Annotated in this window: 8 protein-coding genes and 5 pseudogenes; 10 read left to right on the top strand and 3 right to left on the bottom strand. The window is 61.4% G+C overall.

Features of this window, described 5'->3' with window-relative positions; translation table 11 throughout:
* The 5 genes and pseudogenes from JCM25143_RS04910 to JCM25143_RS04895 all read left to right on the top strand — a co-directional run.
* Positions 1-806, top strand: an 806-nt coding sequence (locus JCM25143_RS04910; protein WP_025860229.1) for a DUF58 domain-containing protein, incomplete at its 5' end; no start/stop codon positions are given.
* Positions 803-2,015 (top strand): annotated as a pseudogene (locus tag JCM25143_RS25145) (BatA domain-containing protein). The gene JCM25143_RS04910 and the pseudogene JCM25143_RS25145, both read left to right, overlap by 4 nt.
* Positions 1,993-3,645 (top strand): DUF4159 domain-containing protein, encoded by a 1,653-nt coding sequence (locus tag JCM25143_RS25140; protein WP_369347358.1) that lies wholly within the window; start codon positions 1,993-1,995, stop codon positions 3,643-3,645. The pseudogene JCM25143_RS25145 and the gene JCM25143_RS25140 overlap by 23 nt, the downstream one beginning before the upstream one ends.
* A complete protein-coding gene (locus JCM25143_RS04900; RefSeq protein ID WP_025860228.1) occupies positions 3,611-5,803 on the top strand; it encodes a hypothetical protein in 2,193 nt (730 codons plus the stop codon). The genes JCM25143_RS25140 and JCM25143_RS04900 overlap by 35 nt, the downstream gene beginning before the upstream one ends.
* 106 nt (positions 5,804-5,909) lie before the next feature.
* The gene (locus tag JCM25143_RS04895) at positions 5,910-6,494 is read left to right on the top strand and encodes an ankyrin (protein WP_035370485.1); all 585 of its coding nucleotides are present in this window, start codon (positions 5,910-5,912) and stop codon (positions 6,492-6,494) included.
* 33 nt (positions 6,495-6,527) lie between these two features.
* Here JCM25143_RS04895 and JCM25143_RS16970 read toward each other — a convergent pair.
* The 3 genes and pseudogenes from JCM25143_RS16970 to JCM25143_RS04880 form a co-directional block, all read right to left on the bottom strand.
* Positions 6,528-7,651, bottom strand: a pseudogene (locus JCM25143_RS16970) (DNA methyltransferase).
* Positions 7,651-8,276, bottom strand: a pseudogene (locus JCM25143_RS16965) (ribonuclease HII). The pseudogenes JCM25143_RS16970 and JCM25143_RS16965 overlap by 1 nt, the downstream one beginning before the upstream one ends.
* 139 nt (positions 8,277-8,415) lie before the next feature.
* A complete protein-coding gene (locus tag JCM25143_RS04880) occupies positions 8,416-8,721 on the bottom strand; it encodes a CsbD family protein (protein ID WP_025860226.1) in 306 nt (101 codons plus the stop codon).
* Positions 8,722-8,848: 127 nt separating this feature from the next.
* On the opposite strand from JCM25143_RS04880, the pseudogene JCM25143_RS16960 reads away from it, so the two are divergent.
* The 5 genes and pseudogenes from JCM25143_RS16960 to JCM25143_RS04855 all read left to right on the top strand — a co-directional run bounded on the left by JCM25143_RS16960 (position 8,849) and on the right by JCM25143_RS04855 (position 19,736).
* Positions 8,849-10,242 (top strand): annotated as a pseudogene (locus JCM25143_RS16960) (MFS transporter).
* A gap of 223 nt (positions 10,243-10,465) precedes the next feature.
* Positions 10,466-11,689, top strand: coding sequence for an efflux RND transporter periplasmic adaptor subunit (locus tag JCM25143_RS04870; RefSeq protein WP_025860225.1), 1,224 nt, complete (start codon positions 10,466-10,468; stop codon positions 11,687-11,689).
* Positions 11,686-14,869: pseudogene (locus JCM25143_RS25135) on the top strand (efflux RND transporter permease subunit). Before JCM25143_RS04870 ends, JCM25143_RS25135 begins: the two are co-directional and overlap by 4 nt.
* Positions 14,866-18,180, top strand: a complete 3,315-nt coding sequence (locus tag JCM25143_RS04860; RefSeq protein ID WP_025860224.1) for an efflux RND transporter permease subunit — start codon at positions 14,866-14,868, stop codon at positions 18,178-18,180. Before JCM25143_RS25135 ends, JCM25143_RS04860 begins: the two are co-directional and overlap by 4 nt.
* Positions 18,180-19,736, top strand: coding sequence for an efflux transporter outer membrane subunit (locus tag JCM25143_RS04855; protein WP_025860223.1), 1,557 nt, complete (start codon positions 18,180-18,182; stop codon positions 19,734-19,736). The genes JCM25143_RS04860 and JCM25143_RS04855 overlap by 1 nt, the downstream gene beginning before the upstream one ends.
* The last annotated feature ends 55 nt before the right edge of the window (positions 19,737-19,791 follow it).

Genomic DNA, 19,791 nt, shown 5'->3' with positions numbered 1-19,791 from the left:
TGCACCCCCAGCGCCGTGCGGGGTGGGGTGACAGTTTCTGGCAGTACCGTCCGGCCCAGCCGGGAGAGCCCGCCTCGCGCATAGACTGGCGGCAGTCAGCCCGCACCCACCATGCGCAGGTGCGTGAAAAAGAAGCGGAAACCGCCCAGACCATTCTCCTGTGGTGCGACATGTCGCCCTCGATGGACTGGTGTTCAGCCTCGTCCATTCCTTCCAAGCTGGACAGCGCCATTACCCTGTTGCTGACCATGGCCGCCCTGCTGCTCCGTGCGGGAGAAACCGTGCAACTGGCGGGGCCTTCGGGCCTGTTCCCTCTGCCTGCTGGTGGCCCGCCGCTGGAACGTCTGGCCATGGGGCTGATTGCGCAGGCGCATAAAGAGCTGGCAGCCACACCGGATAGTGCCGCACAGGCCCCTTTCCAGCGCCTGCCAGTACATCTGCCCATGCGCGCGCATCTGCTGATTGCCAGCGATTTTCTTGGCCCGCAGGAAGACATACAATCCTTCCTGCGCCATCTGGCTGCCCTACCTGTACGCGCGCATCTGCTGGCAGTGCGCGACCCGGCTGAGGCCAGCCTGCCCTATGCAGGGCGTGTACTGTTTACCGGGCTGGAGGGCGAACAGCCGGTTGAACTGTCTGAAACCACCGATATCCGCGCGGCCTATGCCTCCCTTATCGCCACGCGCGAGGGTTGGCTTGCTGACACGGCCACGCGCTACGGCCACGACCTGACACGGCACCAGACAGACCAGACAGCCCTCCCGGCCCTGCTGAGCCTGCATACGCTGATGAGCCACTCCGCATGAGTTTTTCCTCCCCCTTCCTGCTGCTGGCACTGGCAGGGCTGCCTCTGGTGTGGTGGCTGCTGCGCGCCACGCCGCCGCAGCCGCGCAGGCCAGGCCTTCCCTCCCGTGGCGCTGCTGGACGGGCTCCGCACCCGCCAGATAGACGCCGTACGCTCTCCCCTGTGGCTGCTCATTATCCGCGCGCTGGTTTTCTGCCTGCTGGTTGTGGGGCTTGCCGGGCCGTTCCTGCACAAGGATACGGAAACCGCTACCGCATCCGGCCCTGTGCTGCTGGTCATGGATAACGGCCTATTTGCCGCTTCTGACTGGGCGGAGCGGATCAGCACGGCGCAAGCCATTGTGGAAAACGCGGCCCGCACTCAAAGCCCCGTGACCCTGCTGCTAACCGCCCCCACCCCAACGGAACAACCCACACAAGACCAGCCTCAAGCCCGCGCCGCCGCCGAGGCTGAGCAAACGCTCAACGCCCTGCGCCCGTCTCCATGGCCGGTCAACCGTGCGCAGGCGGCAAAGCAGTTGAGTGCCTTGGAGCATAGCTATGCCGGAGTGTTCTATCTGGCCGATGGCGTGGCCAGCCCGCAGGATACAGGCTTTGCTTCCGCCCTGCGCAGTGCCGGGCCGGTACGCGAGGTACGCTTCCCCCATCAGACCGCGCTGGCGCTGACACCGCCCCCTCCGGCTTCGGGCGACATCATGGCCCGTGTGCTGGCCGTGCCTTCCGCCATACCGCAGGACATAACAGCCCTTGCCCGCACCGCCGATGGCGCGACACTGGCGGCCATTCCTTTCTCTCTACCTGCCCATGCAACGCAGACAGATATCCACCTGCCCCTGCCGCCCGAACTGCGCAATCAGGTTGAAACCATTACCCTGCGCGGGATTTCAGGCGCGGCCACCACGCTCCTTATGGATGAAACCGACAGGATGCGCCCTGTAGGCCTGCTTTCGGCAGGTGGGGCGGACACGCCCTTGGTGGGCGCACTGTTTTATATCCGCCGGGCACTCGGCCCTACAACAGACCTGCATGAAGGCACACCCGAAACCCTGCTGAACCGCCCGCTTTCCGTGCTGATCGCGCCTGATGGCACACTCACCGGCACCCAGACCCAGCAGGCCGTGCGTGCATGGGTGGAAAAAGGCGGCACGCTCATTCGCTTTGCCGGGCCAGCTCTGGCCGGAGCTCCGCATGAGGCACCAGCCTGCCGATAACCTGCTGCCGGTGCCGCTGCTGGATGGCACGCGCCAGCTTGGTGGCTCCATGACATGGGGCGCGCCGCAGAAACTCGCGCCCTTTGATGCGCTCTCACCCTTCCGGGGGCTGTCCATCCCGGCCGATGTCACGATCAGCAGACAGGTTCTGGCCAGCCCGACAGACACGCTGGGTGAGCAAAGCTGGGCACGGCTGGCCGACGGCACACCGCTTGTTACCTATGCCAGCATGGGCAAGGGCACACTGGTTCTGTTCCACGTCAGCAGCACGGCGGACTGGTCCAACCTGCCGCTGTCAGGGCTGTTTGTTTCCATGCTCCAGCGCCTGACAGAACATGCCAATGGCCTTGCCATTCCAGCAGATGACACGCTGCTTTCTCCCGCCCTGAGCCTTGATGGCGAAGGCAATCTTGGCCCGCCGCCTGCCACGGCACGCGGGCTCAGGGCCAGCGCCTTTGAGAGCACACCGGTCTCGCCCGAGCACCCGCCCGGCCTTTACGGCCCACGCAATGGCCGACGCGCCCTGAATGCCGCAACCCAGATCACGACCCTTCAGGCGGCTGATCCCATCGGCACCCTGATCGATCCACAAACGCGCCAGCCAGACAGGCCGCTGGGCCGTTACAGCCTGCTGGCGGCCCTTGTGCTCATGCTGGTGGACGGAATGGCCATGCTGCTCATGCGGGTGGCACGCCGCCCCTCCCGGCGCGGAATAGCCGTGACACTCATGGCAGGGCTGGTTCTGGCTGGCGGAACGGCACGGGCGCAGGCCCCCGATGATGGCACGGGCAGTCTACCACCCGCCACCACGGCAGCACCGCAAAGCATGCCCTCCGCCATTGATACCCCCCCTCCCACCACCACCCCACAGGCCCCGGCAGTGCCGCGCGCTGCGCTGGAAACCCGGCTGGCTTATGTAGTGACAGGTCATCCCGATGTGGATGAAGTCTCCCGTCAGGGGCTTCAGGGCCTGTCGGATTTTGTAAATGCCCGCACCTCCGCCAAGCTGGGCGTGCCTGACGCCGTGCGCCCCGGACAGGATGACCTCAGCTACTATCCGCTGATTTACTGGCCCGTAACGGGCGATGCCGAGACATCACCTGCCGTGACCGCCAATCTGAACAGTTTTATGGCGCATGGCGGTATCCTGCTGATCGATACACAGGGTGATGATGCCTCTGGCGAAGAGGGCAGCACAACCAGTGGCAGTGCAGGCCATGCCCTGCGCCGCGTAACGGCGGGGCTGCAAATCCCGCCCCTGACAACTATGACAGACCACCACCTGCTGGCGCATACCTTTTACCTGATGCACGATTTTCCCGGTCGCTACGCCGGGCAACCGATCTGGGTCGCGCGTGAAGGCGATGCAGAAAATGATGATGTCAGCCCCGTTATTATCGGTTCGGCTGACTGGGCCCATGCATGGGCGGTCGATGGCCATGGCGGCACACCCTATGCCGTGCTGCCCGGTGGGGCGGAACAGCGTGTTCAGGCCTATCGCTTTGGCCTGAATGCGGTGATTTACGCCCTGACAGGCAGCTACAAAGCCGATCAGGTGCATGTGCCCATGCTGCTCAAACGGCTGGAAGACACGCATGACAGACCTTTTTTCCCATTCTGTCACCTTTGAGCCGCTTGTCCCTTTATGGCTGCTGGCGGCGCTGGCTGTGCTGGCGCTGGTGCTATGTGTCGTGGGGCTTTTACGGGCCAGCCCGTCCGGGGCCCTGCTCCGCTTTGGGGCCGCCCTTGTTATCCTGACATGGCTGGCCGGGCCGCAACGCCTGCATGAAAACAGCCACCCCCTGCCCCAGACCGCGCTGCTGCTGGTTGATCACTCTGGCTCCATGTCTCTGGGGCAGAGAAACGCCATTGCCCGTCAGGCAGCGGATATTCTGGCGCATGCACAAACACCGGGGCTTGAATTCCGCACCGTCAACGTGCGCGAAAATGGCCATGACGGCACCAGACTGTTTGAAGCGCTCGATCAGGCGGCGGCGGATATTCCGCCTGCACGCTTTGCCGGGGCTGTCATGCTGACAGATGGCCAGAACCTCGACACCCCAGAAACCATCCCCGACAGGCTGCGCCCGGCAGGCAATGGCAGCCACCATACTACCCTGCCCCTGCATGTGCTGCTCAGCGCCAAAGGCGAGGAAACCGACCGCAGGCTTGAGGTGCTGGAAGCCCCCCCTTACGCCATAGCCGGGCAAGATGCGCATCTGCGCGTGCGGGTGCAGGATGCCGGACCGGGCACACATGACGGCACGCCCGCCACACTGAGTGTGCGCGTCAATGGCGAAGCCGCGCGCACAGTGCCTGTGCAGACAGGCACCCCGCAGGACATTACCGTGCATGTGGCCCATCCCGGCCAGTTGCTGGTCAGCCTTGCGGTTTCCCCGCTTGAGGGCGAGGTTTCGACCATCAACAACCAGACTGTCGTGACCATCACCGGTATTCGTGACAGGCTGCGCGTGCTGCTGGTATCGGGCACGCCCAATCAGGGTGAACGGGTCTGGCGCAGGCTGCTCAAGGCCGACCCGGCAGTGGACCTGATCCACTTCACCATTCTGCGTCCGCCGGAAAAAGATGACGGAACGCCGCTGTCCGATCTGGCGCTTATCGCCTTTCCCGTGCGCGAACTCTTTCAGGAAAAAATCCGTCAGTTCGATCTGATCATTCTCGACGGGTTTGAAAACCGCCATATTCTACCGCGTCTCTACCTTGAGAATATTGCGGATTTTGTACGTCAGGGCGGAGGCCTGCTGCTAACGGCGGGGCCGGAATTTGTTGGCCCCGGCTCCTTGCAGGATACCCCGGTGGGCGATGTGCTGCCCGCCCATGTGCCGTTTGAAAACAGCATCATCACCCAGCGTTTTCGCCCAACACTCACCGCTACTGGCCGCAGGCACCCTGTTACGGCTGCCCTCCCCGGCGCACCGCAGGGCCTGCCCACTCCATCCACCAACGGCGCACCACCGCCGGGTGGCACGGACGGGGCCACGGAGGGCACGGGCTCCTGGGGGCCATGGTACCGCGCCCTACGCCCGGACCGTACCCATGGCGAAGTGCTGATGAACGGGCCGGACGGCGCGCCCCTGCTGCTGCTCGATCATGTGGACCGTGGCCGCGTGGCGCTACTCCTGTCTGACCAGATCTGGCTCTGGTCGCGGGGCGAGGGCGGCGGCGGACCACAGGCTGAGTTGCTGCGGCGGATTTCGCACTGGCTGATGAAAGAGCCAGAGCTGGAGGAAGAACAGCTTGCCGCCAGCCTGTCCGATGGCGTGCTGAGCATTACCCGCCACAGTGTTTCCAACGACCCGGCCAACACGGTGAGCGTGACAGCGCCTTCCGGCGCCACCCAAACTGTAACCCTGCACCCAGATGCGCAGGACCCCGGCACTTTCCGGGCCACACTGCCCGCCACGGAAAACGGTATCTGGCAGATCAGCGATGGCACACACACAACCTATGCTGCCCCCGTGCAGGCAGACCCGGCGGAATTCGCCACCCTGCGCGCAACTGCAAGCAAGCTTGATTCCATCACCCGCCAGACGGGTGGTGGCGTGTTCTGGCTGGGAGATTCTCCCGACACGCTGCACGTGCCATCCGCCCGTGTTGCCAGTTCATCCGACCTGCACGGGGCGGACTGGCTGGCTTTTCCCGCACGCGGTGCCCATACCGTAACCGGGCGGACAGCCGCACCACTGCTGCCAACATGGGTCTATCTGCTGCTGGCACTGCCGCTGATACTGGGTGCATGGTGGCGCGAAGGGCGCCGCCCCCGCTGATGGCACCGCTTAAGAGCGCCTTGCCACTTCATGGCGAATCGGTGTGCTCCTTTGCGACATCTGGGGGGTGTGGTAATATTTGGCATCGCGCATCAATGGACAGATCATGAACCGCTTATTCCGCCCTGTTACCTGCGCCCTGCTGTTCTGTAGCCTGGCCCATTTCCATGTCTCCCCCGCCCTTGCTGCTTCCGAAGAGGAAGAACAGGGCGCGGCTGAGGAGGCATCGCAGAAAGCGGAAAGCGCCAAGGCCGCCAAACGTGCTGCCCCCCCTTCCGCCATTCCGGGCTCGGAAGGCATGGACGAGGATGACGGCGACCGTATTGGCAAGGATGTGGAGCCCACGAGCGCTCTGTTCGAGGCCATTAACCGTGGCAGCGTTGCTGCGGCCAAGGATGCCGTGAACCGTGGGGCTGATCTGGGTGGGCACAATATTCTGGGGCAAACGCCGTTGGAAATGTCCATCGACCTCAACCGCAACCCCATCACCTTCCTGCTGCTGTCTCTGCGCACGTCGGATGACCGGGTGGGCTCAGACTACGCCAATCAGGGTATGGACGCGGGGCGCCCCGTTGTTACCGGCGGTATCAACGCCGCGCGGGCCGACACTGCTCCGGCGGGACATGGCTATGATTCCACGGGGGGCGTTGCCCAGCCTTCCGCCGGGTTCCTCGGGTTTGGTGGCAGCTAAACTGCCACCAGCCCTTACGGGCGGGGCGAATTATCAGCCCTGCGCGTTCGCGTTATTAGCTGCGACCATTTGCAGGCTTTCCTGACGCAGCACATCAAGCGGCAGAAGTGCTCCTTCACGCTCAAAATGCCAGAACGTCCAGCCGTTGCATGAGGGCGCGTTAGTCAATTGCGCTCCCAGCTTGTGGATAGAACCACGATGCGTGCCGCTAACCAGTGTGCCATCTGGTGAAACCGTTGCCTGCAACCGCTGTTTTTTATCGCACACCACTGTGCCCGCTACGATCACGCCCTGCTCCACCAGACTGCCAAACGGCACCCGCGGGGCCTCGCGCCGGTCCTGCGTTGTCTGCACAACGTCTTCAGGCAAAGGCTGCTCACGCGCGATCCGCGCCAGTGAAGCCTCGATGTAGTCCGGGTGACGCTCGATCCCGATAAAGTGCCGCCGCAGCCGCCGCGCCATAGCCGCTGTCGTGCCCGAACCTGAGAACGGATCAAGCACCACATCATCCACCGTGGTGGAGGCAACCAGCACCCTGTGCAGCAGGCTTTCGGGCTTTTGCGTCGGGTGCAGCTTCAGCCCGTGTTCGTTACGCAGGCGTTCATTGCCGGTGCACAGGGGCAGATACCAGTCCGAGCGCATCTGCACATCGTCGTTCAGCGCCTTCATGGCCTGATAGTTGAAACGGTAGCGGCTATCCGGCCCACGGGCGGCCAGATCATCGTTTCATGTGCATTGGTAAAGCGGCGACCACGGAAATTCGGCATTGGGTTGGATTTGCGCCATACGATGTCGTTAAGGATCCAGAATCCCAGATCCTGCAGAATCGCACCCAGACGGAAAATGTTGTGGTAGGAGCCGATCACCCAGATCGTGCCATCCTTGCGCAGCAGGCGGTGGGCCTCGGAAAGCCATGCACGGGTAAAGCGGTCATATTCTTCCAGATCGGAAAACTTGTCCCACTCATCGTCAACGCCATCGACCAGCGTATCGTCAGGGCGGCGCAGTTCGCCACGGAGCTGCAGGTTATACGGCGGGTCCGCGAAAATGCAGTCCACCGACCCACTGGGCAGGCCGCGCATTACATCCACGCATTCACCACGGATAATCCTGTCGAGAGGAAGTTCCATGGGAACCGATTTTTTCATGCCGCTCATCACTGCCCTGCCGCTCCTGCCAGTTCCAACTGCCGCCGTACCGTACCGAATGTCTTCCTGTGGTGGGGGGTAACCCCCACCTGCACCAGCGCATGCCTGTGCGCCTGCGTGCCGTATCCCGCGTTGCCGTCCCACCCGTAATCGGGCCAGCGCACATCCAGCCGCGCCATGATGCGATCACGCACCACCTTGGCCACGATGGAGGCGGCAGCAATGGACAGGCTCAGCCCATCGCCACCCACCAGTGCCTCGGCACTACAGCCAAAGCTGGGCAGCTTGTTGCCATCCACCAGCACGTGGTCGGGCATCTGCGGCAGCCGGGCCACGGCGCGCTGCATGGCCAGATGGGCTGCATGATGGATGTTCAGCCGGTCCACTTCCGCAACGGAAGCTGCACCCAGACCGATTTCCACCCCCGGCACACCGGGCAGCCGGGCCGCAATGGCCTCGCGCATGGCTGGTTTCAGTTTTTTGGAATCATCGATCAGGCTGGCCAGATCATCAGGCACACCGGACGCAAACACCACCGCAGCCGCCACCACGGGGCCAGCGAGCGGGCCACGGCCCACTTCGTCTACCCCGCGACACGTCCGCCATGCTGTTGTTCACGCCTGAAATCCGGCATTGCCCCTCGTTCCGTCCAACTGATCGCCCGTTTTGAGCGACTCGGCTAAAATAACCGAGTCGCTCTAACTGCGACTCCGTGGGGAAGGAGAAGCATTTTTTCACCTAGGAACGCAAGAGTCCTGATGAAATGATTTTTTTCAGGACCGCTTTGAACGCGGTGCGAGCAGCCAGCCCAGCACGATCCCGACAAAGGAAACAACGCCAAGAGCCAGCAGGGGCTTGTCGCGCACGAGGGTTACGGCCTTTTCCACCACCCCCTCGCCTTCGTCGTACAGATCAGCAAAATCCTGCTGCATGTGCCCGGCGAACTGGTCGAACTTGCCTTCCGCCTGCAGGCCGACATCCCCTGTCAATCCGCCAACGGCATCTTTCAGGTGACCCTGCACATCCTTGGCGACGCCTTCGGCCCTGTTTTCCAGTTTCTTGATTTTGTCATCAGCCATGACCATAGTCCTCCCTTCTCCAACCGCTTGGTCCACGGTCCGCGTATCGGGCGTGATCCCGGCTTTACGGTTGTCTGAACCTATCAGACCGCAAAAACATAACGCTGACTAGGGTTCCCACGCAGGCATGGCTTTTCCTAACCGTATCCAACTCACGGCCCTTACTGTCTCCGCCATGTTCTTCATGGAACAACTCGATGGCACCATTCTGGCTACGGCACTGCCCGCCATCGCGCATGATCTGCATGTCGATACGGTTGCAACTTCCGTAGCCCTGACATCCTATATTATCGGGCTGGCTATTTTTATTCCCGCATCTGGAGCGCTGGCGGACAGGCTTGGCAGCCGCACCATTCTCAGTCTGGCTATCAGCGTCTTTCTGGTTTGCTCCATTTTCTGCGGCATTGCGCATTCGCTGCCGTTTCTGGCTATCATGCGCATGCTGCAAGGCGCGGGCGGGGCGCTAATGGTACCTGTAGGGCGGCTTGTCGTCATTCGGGATACCCCCCGCCAGGATCTTGTGCGCGCCATGGCGTGGATGATGCTCCCTGCAACACTCGGCCCACTTATGGGGCCGGTTGTGGGTGGTTTCATCACCACATGGTTTTCATGGCGGTGGAATTTTTATCTCAACATTCCCGTGGGCATACTGGGGCTGTTGATGACATGGCGCTTTATCCCGCAGGTGCGCGAGCCCTCACCCCCTCCGTTTGACCTCAAAGGCATGGTGCTGGCCGGAGGCGGACTGGCCACCCTGTCCATTCTGGCCGAACTGTTCAGCCATGATGCGGCGGGCTGGCCCGTGCTGGTCAGCCTGCTGGCTGGGGGTGTGGTGCTTATGGCTGTCTATGCGCGCCATGCAAGCCGGATTACCGAGCCACTGCTGGATTTCCGGCTGATGCGCTTTGCCACCTTCCGCATTTCGCTCGTGGCGGGAGCGGCCTCGCGCATTGCCGTGGGCTCACTCCCCTTCCTGCTGCCCACCTTTTTGCAGATCGGCGCGGGGCTGAACGCGGCCCAGAGCGGTATTGTCACATTTGTTGGGCCATTGGCTCTATCGCCATTCGTCCACTGGTGCCCGCCATTCTCAAACGCTGGGGCTTTCGCCGGGTGCTGATGATTAACGGCCTGTCCGCAGCCGTTATTTTTGCCCTGATCGCTGGCTACCGCCCGCCTATGCCTATGTGGACCATTTCCATCGTGCTGGTTATGGCTGGCGCGGCTCAGGCCGTGCAGTTTTCCGCCTATAATACAGTCGCTTATGCAGATATTCCGCCCAACCGCATGAGTGCGGCCACCAGCCTGTATTCGACCATGCAGCAGATCATGCTCTCAAGCGGGATCTGTATCGCGGCAGGCACGCTTACGGTGCTCAATGCCCTGTCTGGCCAGAGTGAGCCGACGCTGAACGATTTTTCCATCGCTCTGCTGGTGACGGGGGGTATTTCCCTGCTGGCAACCCCCATAGCAGGCACCATGCGCCCTTCCGCCGGAGCAGACATGAGCGGCAACCGCAGTTAAGGCAAGCACACCGCACGCTGGACAGATAACCCGGACCCCGCCACAATGCGCCGTGGCGGGGCACGTTCAATGCACCGCAAACCAGCGTGCCCGAATTTAGCCACAAGACATGCAATACAGTCCGCCAGCAACAGGCCTTCCCGGCCAGAGACTTACGGTTCCGCGTCGCCCCCCTTTTCCTGTCAGCCTTCCACAACCCTGGTAAAAACGAGCAGCGCGCCTCATGGACGAACACAACAAGGCCCCTTCCACGCCTCCCTCTTCCACGCAGGCGCCCGCCCCCTCGCGCAGGCGGAAGCTGGTACTGACAGGCGTTGGTGTGGCCGCTATCGGCATATTGGGTTTTGCCTTCCTGCGCCCCCATAGCGGAGATAATGCAGGCCATGGCGGCAAACACGGCACATCCGCCGATGCGGAAAAGCAGCCTGTAGCCGTGCAAACCGTAAAAGCTGGCTCCATGCCCGTGGTGCTGACCGAACTCGGCACGGTCATTCCCATTACCAACGTCACCGTACAGACCCGTGTGGATGGCTACCTGATGGAGGTTCTGTTCAAGGAAGGCCAGCATGTCCACAAGGGCGACCTGCTGGCCATCATTGACCCCCGCCCCTATCAGGTCCTGCTTGAACAGTACGAGGGCCAGTTGGAGCGCGATCAGGCCCAGCTTGATCAGGCCCGCGTGGACAATGCCCGCTACCAGAAGCTGATCCGTCAGGACAGTATCGACGCCAAAACCGCGCGAGACCAGCAGTTTACGGTCAAGCAGCTTGAAGGCACGGTCAAATCCGATCAAGCGCAGGTGGATAACGAAAAACTCCAGCTCATCTACTGCCATATTACCGCGCCGGTTGACGGGCGTATCGGAATCAGGGCCGTGGACAGAGGCAACTACGTCACAGCCGGACAGTCAGGCGGGCTGGCCGTACTGGCTCAGATGCAGCCCATCTCGGTTATTTTCACCCTGCCGCAAGACCAGCTCCCGCAGGTGGCGGACGAACTGCGTGCACACAAGGAGCTGTCGGTCGAAGCCTGGAACAGCACCAACACCAGCAAGATCGCGGATGGCACGGTCAGCGCGCTGGATAGCGAGATCGACACCGCCACCGGCACGGTGCGCCTGCGTGCCATATTCCCCAATGCGGATGAGCATCTCTTCCCCAACCAGTTCGTCAATGCCCGCCTGCTGGTGCGCACGCTCGACAACGTGCTGCTGCTGCCCGCCACCGCCATACAGACCGGGCCTTCTGGCCTGTTCGTTTATGTGGTGAAAGCCGATAACACCGTAACCGTCAAACCCGTGACCACCGGCATTTCGGACGGCACCAACACGGTGGTGACAACGGGCCTGAACGCGGGTGACAAGGTTGTAACCGACGGCACCGACCATCTGCGCGAAGGCATAGGGGTTTCCATTCCCGCCGCCCCTGCCAGCGGTAACGCGCCGTGAACCCTTCGGCCCTTTTCATCCGCAGGCCTGTCGCCACCACGCTGCTGATGCTGGCCATTTTTCTGGCCGGACTGCTGGGCTACCATTTCCTGCCCATATCAGCCCTACCGCAGGTCGATTACCCCACCATAACGGTTGAGACCTTCTACCCCGGTGCCGGGCCAGATGTAATGGAAACATCCATTACTGCACCGCTGGAAACCCAGTTCGGGCAGATGCCCGGTCTCGATCAGATGACATCGCGCTCATCGGGCGGGGCCTCGGTCATTACGCTGCGTTTCGACCTGTCCATGTCCATGGATGTGGCGGAGCAGGAAGTGCAGGCCGCCATCAATCAGGCCAACTCCCTGCTGCCAACCGACCTGCCCGCCCCTCCGGTCTATGCCAAGGTCAACCCGGCGGATACGCCCGTACTCACCTTGGGTATCAGTTCCTCCACCATTCCGCTGCCCGAGGTGGAAGACTATGTGGACACCCGGCTGGCACAGAAAATCAGCCAGATTTCAGGCGTGGGGCTTGTTACCCTTTCGGGGGGTAACCGCAAGGCTATCCGGGTTCAGGTCAACATTCCCAAGCTGACCTCCTACGGCATTGATCTCGACACCCTGCGCACCACCATTGGCAATGTGAACGTAAACTCGCCCACCGGCACGTTCGATGGCGCACACCGCGCGGCAACTCTGCGTGTTGACGGGCAGATTACCAACACGGACATGCTGCTCAATCAGGTTATCGCCTATCAGAACAGCGGGCCGGTGCGCATACGCGATGTGGCGCAGGTCATTATTGGCGCGGAAAACACCCAGCTTGCGGCATGGTCCAACCTCACGCCTGCACTGATCATGAATGTTCAGCGCCAGCCGGGCGCTAACGTGATTTCGGTGGTGGACAACATCAAGGCCACCCTGCCCGCGCTGCGCCAGACCCTGCCGCCGGGTATCGATATTGTTCCGCTGACCGACCGCACCACAACCATCCGCGCCTCCGTGGCCGATGTGCAGTTCGAACTGTTTCTGGCCCTTGTGCTGGTGGTTGCGGTTATTTTCGTATTCCTGCGCAATATCCCTGCCACCATCATTCCCAGCCTGTCGGTGCCGCTATCGATCATCGGCACGCTAGCCATCATGTATCTGCTGGATTTCTCGCTCGATAATCTTTCGCTCATGGCGCTCACCATCGCGACCGGCTTTGTGGTGGATGATGCCATTGTCATGATCGAGAATATCTCGCGCTATATCGAGGCGGGAGATGACCGCATGACCGCCGCCCTAAAAGGGGCTGGCGAAATCGGCTTTACCATTATCTCGCTCACCATCTCGCTCATAGCGGTGCTGATCCCGCTGCTGTTCATGAGCGATGTTGTGGGCCGACTGTTCCATGAATTTGCCCTGACACTGGCCACCACCATCGTTATTTCCGCCATTGTCTCGCTCACCCTTGTGCCGATGATGTGCGCACGCATTTTGTCTGAGCGCGAACACGACACCGAGGCCTCGGGCATGTTCGCGCGCTGGTCCGCGCAGATGGAAGTCGCCACCGAAAAGCTGATCGCGGCCTATGACCGCATGCTGGACGTAGTGCTTGTGCACCGGGGGCTGACCCTGCTGGTGGCCGCGGGCACCTTGTGCTGACGGGCGTTCTGGGCTGGATGATCCCCAAGGGGTTCTTTCCCGTGCAGGATACCGGGGTGCTACAGGGCATTTCCGTGGCCGCGCAGAACATCTCGTTCGACAACATGAAAGCGCACCAGCAGGAACTGGCCAAGGTTCTGCTGCGCGACCCTGACGTGCTCTCGCTCTCCTCCTTCGTCGGGGTGGACGGACAGAACGCCACGCTCAATCAGGGGCGCTTTCTGATCAACCTCAAGCCACATGACAGCCGCTCCACCTCCGCCACCCTTATTGCCCAGCGGCTGGAGCAGGAAACCGCCTCTGTCACGGGCATAAAGCTGTATCTGCAACCCGTGCAGGACCTCTCGCTCGATACGACCGTTACCGCCACGCAATACCAGTTCCTGCTCGAAAACCCGGACTACAATGCCTTCAAGGTCTGGGTGCCGAAACTGCTGGAACTGCTGCGCAAGGAACCGGCTCTGGCCGATGTCACGTCCGACCTTCAGGCCGAAGGCTCGTGGCGCGTGTCACGCTCGACCGGCCAACAGGTGCGCGCTACTCCATCACGCCGCAGACCGTCGATAACGTGCTGTATGACAGCTTCGGCCAGCGGCAGATTTCGACCATCTACACCCAGTCCAACCAGTATCGCGTCATTCTGGAAGCCGACCCGCGCTTTCAGGGTAACCTCTCATCGCTCAACCAGCTTTACCTGCCGGGCATCAGCAGCAATACAGGGAGCAGCACCTCCGGCCCCACACGCCAGCCCACCGCCGGGCTAGTACCGCTGGCCAGTGTTACCTCCATGCGCGAAGAAACAGCGCCCCTACTGCTGACGCATTTTGGCCAGTTCCCTGCCACCACGATTTCGTTCAACCTGCGCCCCGGCTATGCACTGGGCGATGCCACGGCCGCTATCCGCCGGGTGGAAAAACAGATTGGCCTGCCCTCCTCCTTCCAGACATCGTTTCAGGGCACCGCCGCCGCCTTTGAAGGCTCGCTCAGCAACGAACTCTTTCTGGTCGCAGCGGCTCTGATCGCGGTCTATATCGTGCTGGGTATCCTGTACGAAAGCTTCATCCACCCCATCACCATCCTGTCCACGCTGCCTTCCGCTGCCATTGGTGCCTTGCTCACCCTCATGATCGCGGGAACAGGGCTGGATATCATGGGCATTATCGGCATCGTGCTGCTGATCGGTATCGTGAAGAAAAACGCGATCATGATGATCGACTTCGCCCTTGAAGCCGAGCGCGAACATGGCATGGACTCCCTGCAATCCATCCGCACCGCGACCACCTTGCGTTTCAGGCCTATTCTCATGACCACGCTGGCCGCCATGCTGGGGGCGGTGCCCATGGTTATTTCCCACGGCACGGGGTCTGAACTGCGCTACCCGCTGGGGCTGGCCATTATTGGCGGGCTGGCGCTCTCGCAACTGCTGACGCTGTTCACCACGCCGGTCATTTACCTCACGCTCGACACATGGGCGCAGCGGTGGAAAAAACGTAGCCACCAGCCTGTAAGCACCACACCCAACACGGCCTCCGGGCCTGCAAACCCGTGACAGTCAGCCGGTTTTTCATAGACAGGCCGGTTGCCACCATTCTTTTGGCCGTAGCCGCCATACTGGGCGGTATTCTGGGTTACAGAACCCTACCCGTGGCCGACCTGCCCAATGTGGACCTGCCTGTTATTCAGGTCATGGCGCGGCAGGCCGGTGGCTCGCCAGAAGAAATCGCAAGCTCGGTTGCCGCCCCGCTGGAGCGGCGACTGGGGCAGATTGCCGATGTCACGGAAATGACGTCGCAATCCTCGCAAAATACCACGCGCATCACGCTTCAGTTCTCTCTCAACCGCGATATCAATGGTGCCGCGCGCGATGTGGAGGCCGCCCTGCAGGCCGCACGGGCAGACATGCCCTCCACCCTGCGGCAGAACCCCAGTTACCACAAGGCAAACCCCAACGGCGCGCCTATCCTGATCCTGACCCTGACCTCCAAAACCCATAGCCGCGCCCAGCTTTACGATTACGCCACAAATGTGCTCATGCAGCACCTGTCCTCCATTCAGGGGGTCGGGCAGGTCGATATCACCGGCAGCGCCATGCCTGCCATCCGGGCTGAAATAAACCCCCTGCCCCTGTTCCATTACGGGATCGGGTTTGAAGATGTGCGCGCGGCCCTTGCCTCCGCCAACGCCCACACCCCCAAAGGCATTATCGATCAGGCAGGGCAGCGCTTTACGCTCGATACCAATGATCAGGTCACCAAGGCGCAGGACTACCGTGACCTCATCATCGCCTGGCGCAACAGCCGTCCCGTAAGGCTGGCGGATGTGGCCGATGTGCGCGACAGCGTGGAAGACCTGCGCAATGCAGGCTATTACAACGGCCAGCCCTCGGTCATTGCCGTGACCTTCGCACAGGCCGGGGCCAATATCATCAACACCGTGGATCAGATCAAAGCACAGTTGCCCATGCTCAAGGCGGCCCTGCCCGGCGGGGTTGACCTGCATATCGGGCTGGACCGCTCCCTGACCATTCGCGCCGCACTGGCGGACACACAGCTCACGCTGTTCATTTCCGTGGTGCTGGTCATTCTGGTGGTGTTGCTGTTCCTGCGCTCGCCGCGCATGACGCTGATCCCCGCCGTGGTGGTGCCCACCTCCATTATCGCCACATTCGGGTTTATGGCGCTTCTGGGCTTTTCGCTCGACAACATGTCGCTCATGGCTCTGACGGTCTCCACCGGCTTTGTGGTGGATGATGCCATTGTGGTGACGGAAAATATCGCCCGCTACATTGAACAGGGCATGCCGCCCCGCAAGGCCGCCATTCTGGGCAGTAGCGAAGTAGCCTTTACGGTTATTTCCATTTCCATATCGCTGATCGCGGTTTTCCTGCCCATCCTGCTCATGGGCGGACTGGCGGGGCGGCTGTTCCATGAGTTCGCCATGACAGTCGCCATCACCATCATGGTCTCTCTGGTGCTCTCGCTCACCCTCACACCCATGATGGCAGCCATGCTGCTCAAACCCTCCAGTGCGGCCCCGGCCCCCTCCACCGGCGGGCGCTGGCGTAATCTGCTGTCGCGGCTGCACCCCGGCAGGCTGGCTGAAACCGTGCTGAACGCCACGCAGGCCTTTTATGTCCGCACGCTCGATATAGCGCTGCGCCATCACAAGCTGGTGCTGTGCAGCCTGCCGCTGACACTGGTGCTGATAGCCGCCCTGTTCGTGCGCATGCCCAAGGGGTTCTTTCCCGTTGAAGATACGGGCATGCTCATGGGCCACCTGCAGGCGGACCAGTCCATTTCCTTTACGGCGCTGACACAAAAGCTGGCTTATATTCAGGATATCCTGCTGCATGACCGGGATGTATCGGGGGTCTCCTCGTTCATCGGCGGGCGCGGCACGGCTAATCAGGCCAATTTGTTTCTGGAACTCAAGGACAAGTCAGAGCGTAATGACACCCCAACCGACCTGATCGCGCGCATCAACCGCAAGCTGCGCCATGTTGTGGGGGTGGATTTCTTTCTGATGCAGCCCGGTGCCGTGCGCACCGGCGCACGCGAAAGCAATGCCGCCTATCAGTACACGCTGGAAAGCGACGATGCTACGGCACTCTATGAGTGGAGCAACAAGCTGCTGGCTGCCCTGCGCACCCACCCGCAACTGACCAGCCTTTCCTCCGACATGCAGGTAGGAGGTGCCGCCATTGCCACCAAAATCGACCGCGACACGGCTGCACGCGTCAGCCTCACGCCCCAGCTTATCTCCAACACATTGTTTGATGCCTTTGGCCAGCGTGCGGCTTCCGTCATTTATAACCGCCTCAACCAGTACCGCATCATCATGGAAGCCGACCCGGCCCAGTGGTCCACCCCCAATAGTCTGATGCAGGTCTGGGTCAGTGTCGCGGGGGGCTCTGCCGGTGGGGGCACGAGTTCCAACACCATCCGCGTGCGCGATACAGACAGCAGCCAGACTTCGACCAGCATGAGCGCACTGTCTTTCCGCAACCAGATTGCCAATACACTGGCGGGTGGCAACGGGGCCTCGACCGGGTCAGCCGTCAGCACCTCATCCGAAACCATGGTGCCGCTGACACTGGTAACAACCCTTGTGCCCGGCCAGACCGCACTGGCCGTCAACCATCAGGGGCTTGTGGTGGCCAGCACCCTCTCCTTCAATCTGGCCAAGGGCGTATCGCTGGGAGAAGCCACCCAGATTATCGACGCCACACGGCTGGCGCTGCATATGCCCGATACCATTCACGGGCGATTTGCGGGCAATGCCGCGCAGTTCCAGAAAGCGGTCAACAACGAACCGCTGCTGATTCTTGCCGCTCTGGTCGCGGTATATGTCACGCTTGGCATCCTGTATGAGAGCTACATCCACCCGCTGACCATTCTTTCCACCCTGCCTTCCGCCGGGGTGGGCGCGCTGCTGGCGCTGCAACTCGCAGGCGAGGAGTTTTCCCTTATCGCGCTAATCGGGGTGATCCTGCTGATTGGTATCGTCAAGAAAAACGCCATCATGCTGGTTGATTTCGCCATCATGGCCGAGCGCGAACAGGGTCTTTCTCCGCTTGAGGCCATTCGCACCGCCTGCCTGCTGCGCTTCCGCCCGATCATGATGACTTCTGCCGCCGCCGCTCTCGGGGCTGCCCCCCTTATCATCGCAAACGGCTATGGTTCCGAACTGCGCCGCCCGCTGGGGATTGCCATCGTGGGTGGGCTTATCGTCAGTCAGGCCATGACGCTGTACACTACACCCGTTATCTATCTCGCCTTCGATGGGCTGCGCCTTCGTATCCAGAATTTACAGGCCCGGCTCCATTCCCGTTTCCACCGTACCGCCAAACAGGTTCGCTGATGGTCAAGCCATTTTTCCGCCTTCCGTCCACCGCACTCACGCGCCTTGCCCCCCTGCTGATACCGCTGGTGGCCACAGGGTGCATGGTGGGCCCGGATTACAAGCGGCCCTCTGCCATCATCTCTCCTGCTTTCAAGGAGTTGCGGCCCGCATCCGGCTGGGATTACGCACAGCCACATCTTGCCGAACTGCCCAAAGGCAAGTGGTGGGAAATCTACAATGACCCCCTGCTCAACCAGCTTGAGGAGCAGGTCGCACTCAACAACCAGAATGTGCGCGAATACGAAGCCCGCTACCGCAACGCACGGGCCACCATCAACGCCGTCCGCGCCCAGTTGTACCCAACGCTGAGCGGCTCACTGTCCTTTAACCGACAAAGCTCAGGTGTTGGTTCGCGCTCATCCGGCACGATTATCAATTACGGGCAGAGCACCACCTCTGGCGATACAACCAACACAACCGAAAACACCTATGCCATGGGGCCAAGCGCCTCATGGGACCTTGATCTGTGGGGCAAGATACGCCGGCAGATTCAGGCACAGGTTACAGAAGCACAAGCATCAGCGGCGGATCTGGCCAATGCAACCCTGTCCTATCAGGCGCAGCTTGCCACCGCGTATTTCAACCTGCGCTATCAGGACAGCCTGTATGATCTGCTCCAGCGCAACGTGGCTTTTTACGAGCGTTCATACCAGATTACCAAAAACCAGTATGATGCAGGCACAGCCGACCCGACCAGCCTGATGCAGGCCAAAACCCAGCTTGAGCAGACCCGCGCGCAGGCCATTGCCACCGGTATCAACCGTGCGCAGTACGAGCATGCCATTGCTATCCTGATCGGCAAGCCTCCGGCTGACCTGTCCATCCCGCGTGGGGAACTGACACGCACCATCCCTGCCATTCCGGTCAGTGTTCCCGCCGCCCTGCTGCAAAGACGCCCTGACATTGCCGCTGCCGAACGCCGGATGGAAGAATACAATGCCCAGATAGGGGCTGCCCTTGCCGCCTTCTATCCCGATGTTAAGCTGACCGCCTCCTATTCCTATAGTGGTGACCCCGTGGGCACGCTGGTGCAGGTCGTCAATCGCATCTGGTCTCTTGGAGCTTCTGCCACGGAAACTCTGTTTGAAGGGGGCTCGCGCACCGCCGCCGTGCGTGAAGCCAATACTAATTACGACTACTACACCGCCACCTATCGCCAGACAGTGCTAACCGCCCTGCAGAATGTGGAAGACCAGCTTTCCAACCTGCGCATCCTGTCCGATCAGGCCTCCCAGCAGGACATCGCCCTGAGTGCAGCAAACAAGGCCGCCAGTATTTCCTTCAATCAGTATCTGGCGGGCACCGAGATCTATACGACCGTCATCACGGCGGAAGTCACCGCCCTGTCCAACGCCGAGACAGCGCTCCAGATACAGCAGAGCCGCATGGTGGATTCCGTCAGCCTGATCGAGGCACTGGGCGGTGGCTGGGATGCCGCTTCCCTGCCCAGCAAGAACTCTATGCAGAAAGACAATCCGTTCCTGCCCAGCTTCATACAAAAAGACCGGAACTGACATCCAAGCGTCGGTTCCGGCCCTTTTTGGTTTATCTCTCTTAAAACCCCGTCTG

Origin of the sequence: Acetobacter papayae JCM 25143, assembly GCF_000613285.1 — a bacterium.
Classification (GTDB): domain Bacteria; phylum Pseudomonadota; class Alphaproteobacteria; order Acetobacterales; family Acetobacteraceae; genus Acetobacter; species Acetobacter papayae.
The sequence above is the reverse complement of the archived record's forward strand: the minus strand, read 5'-3'. Positions and strand labels throughout refer to the sequence as shown.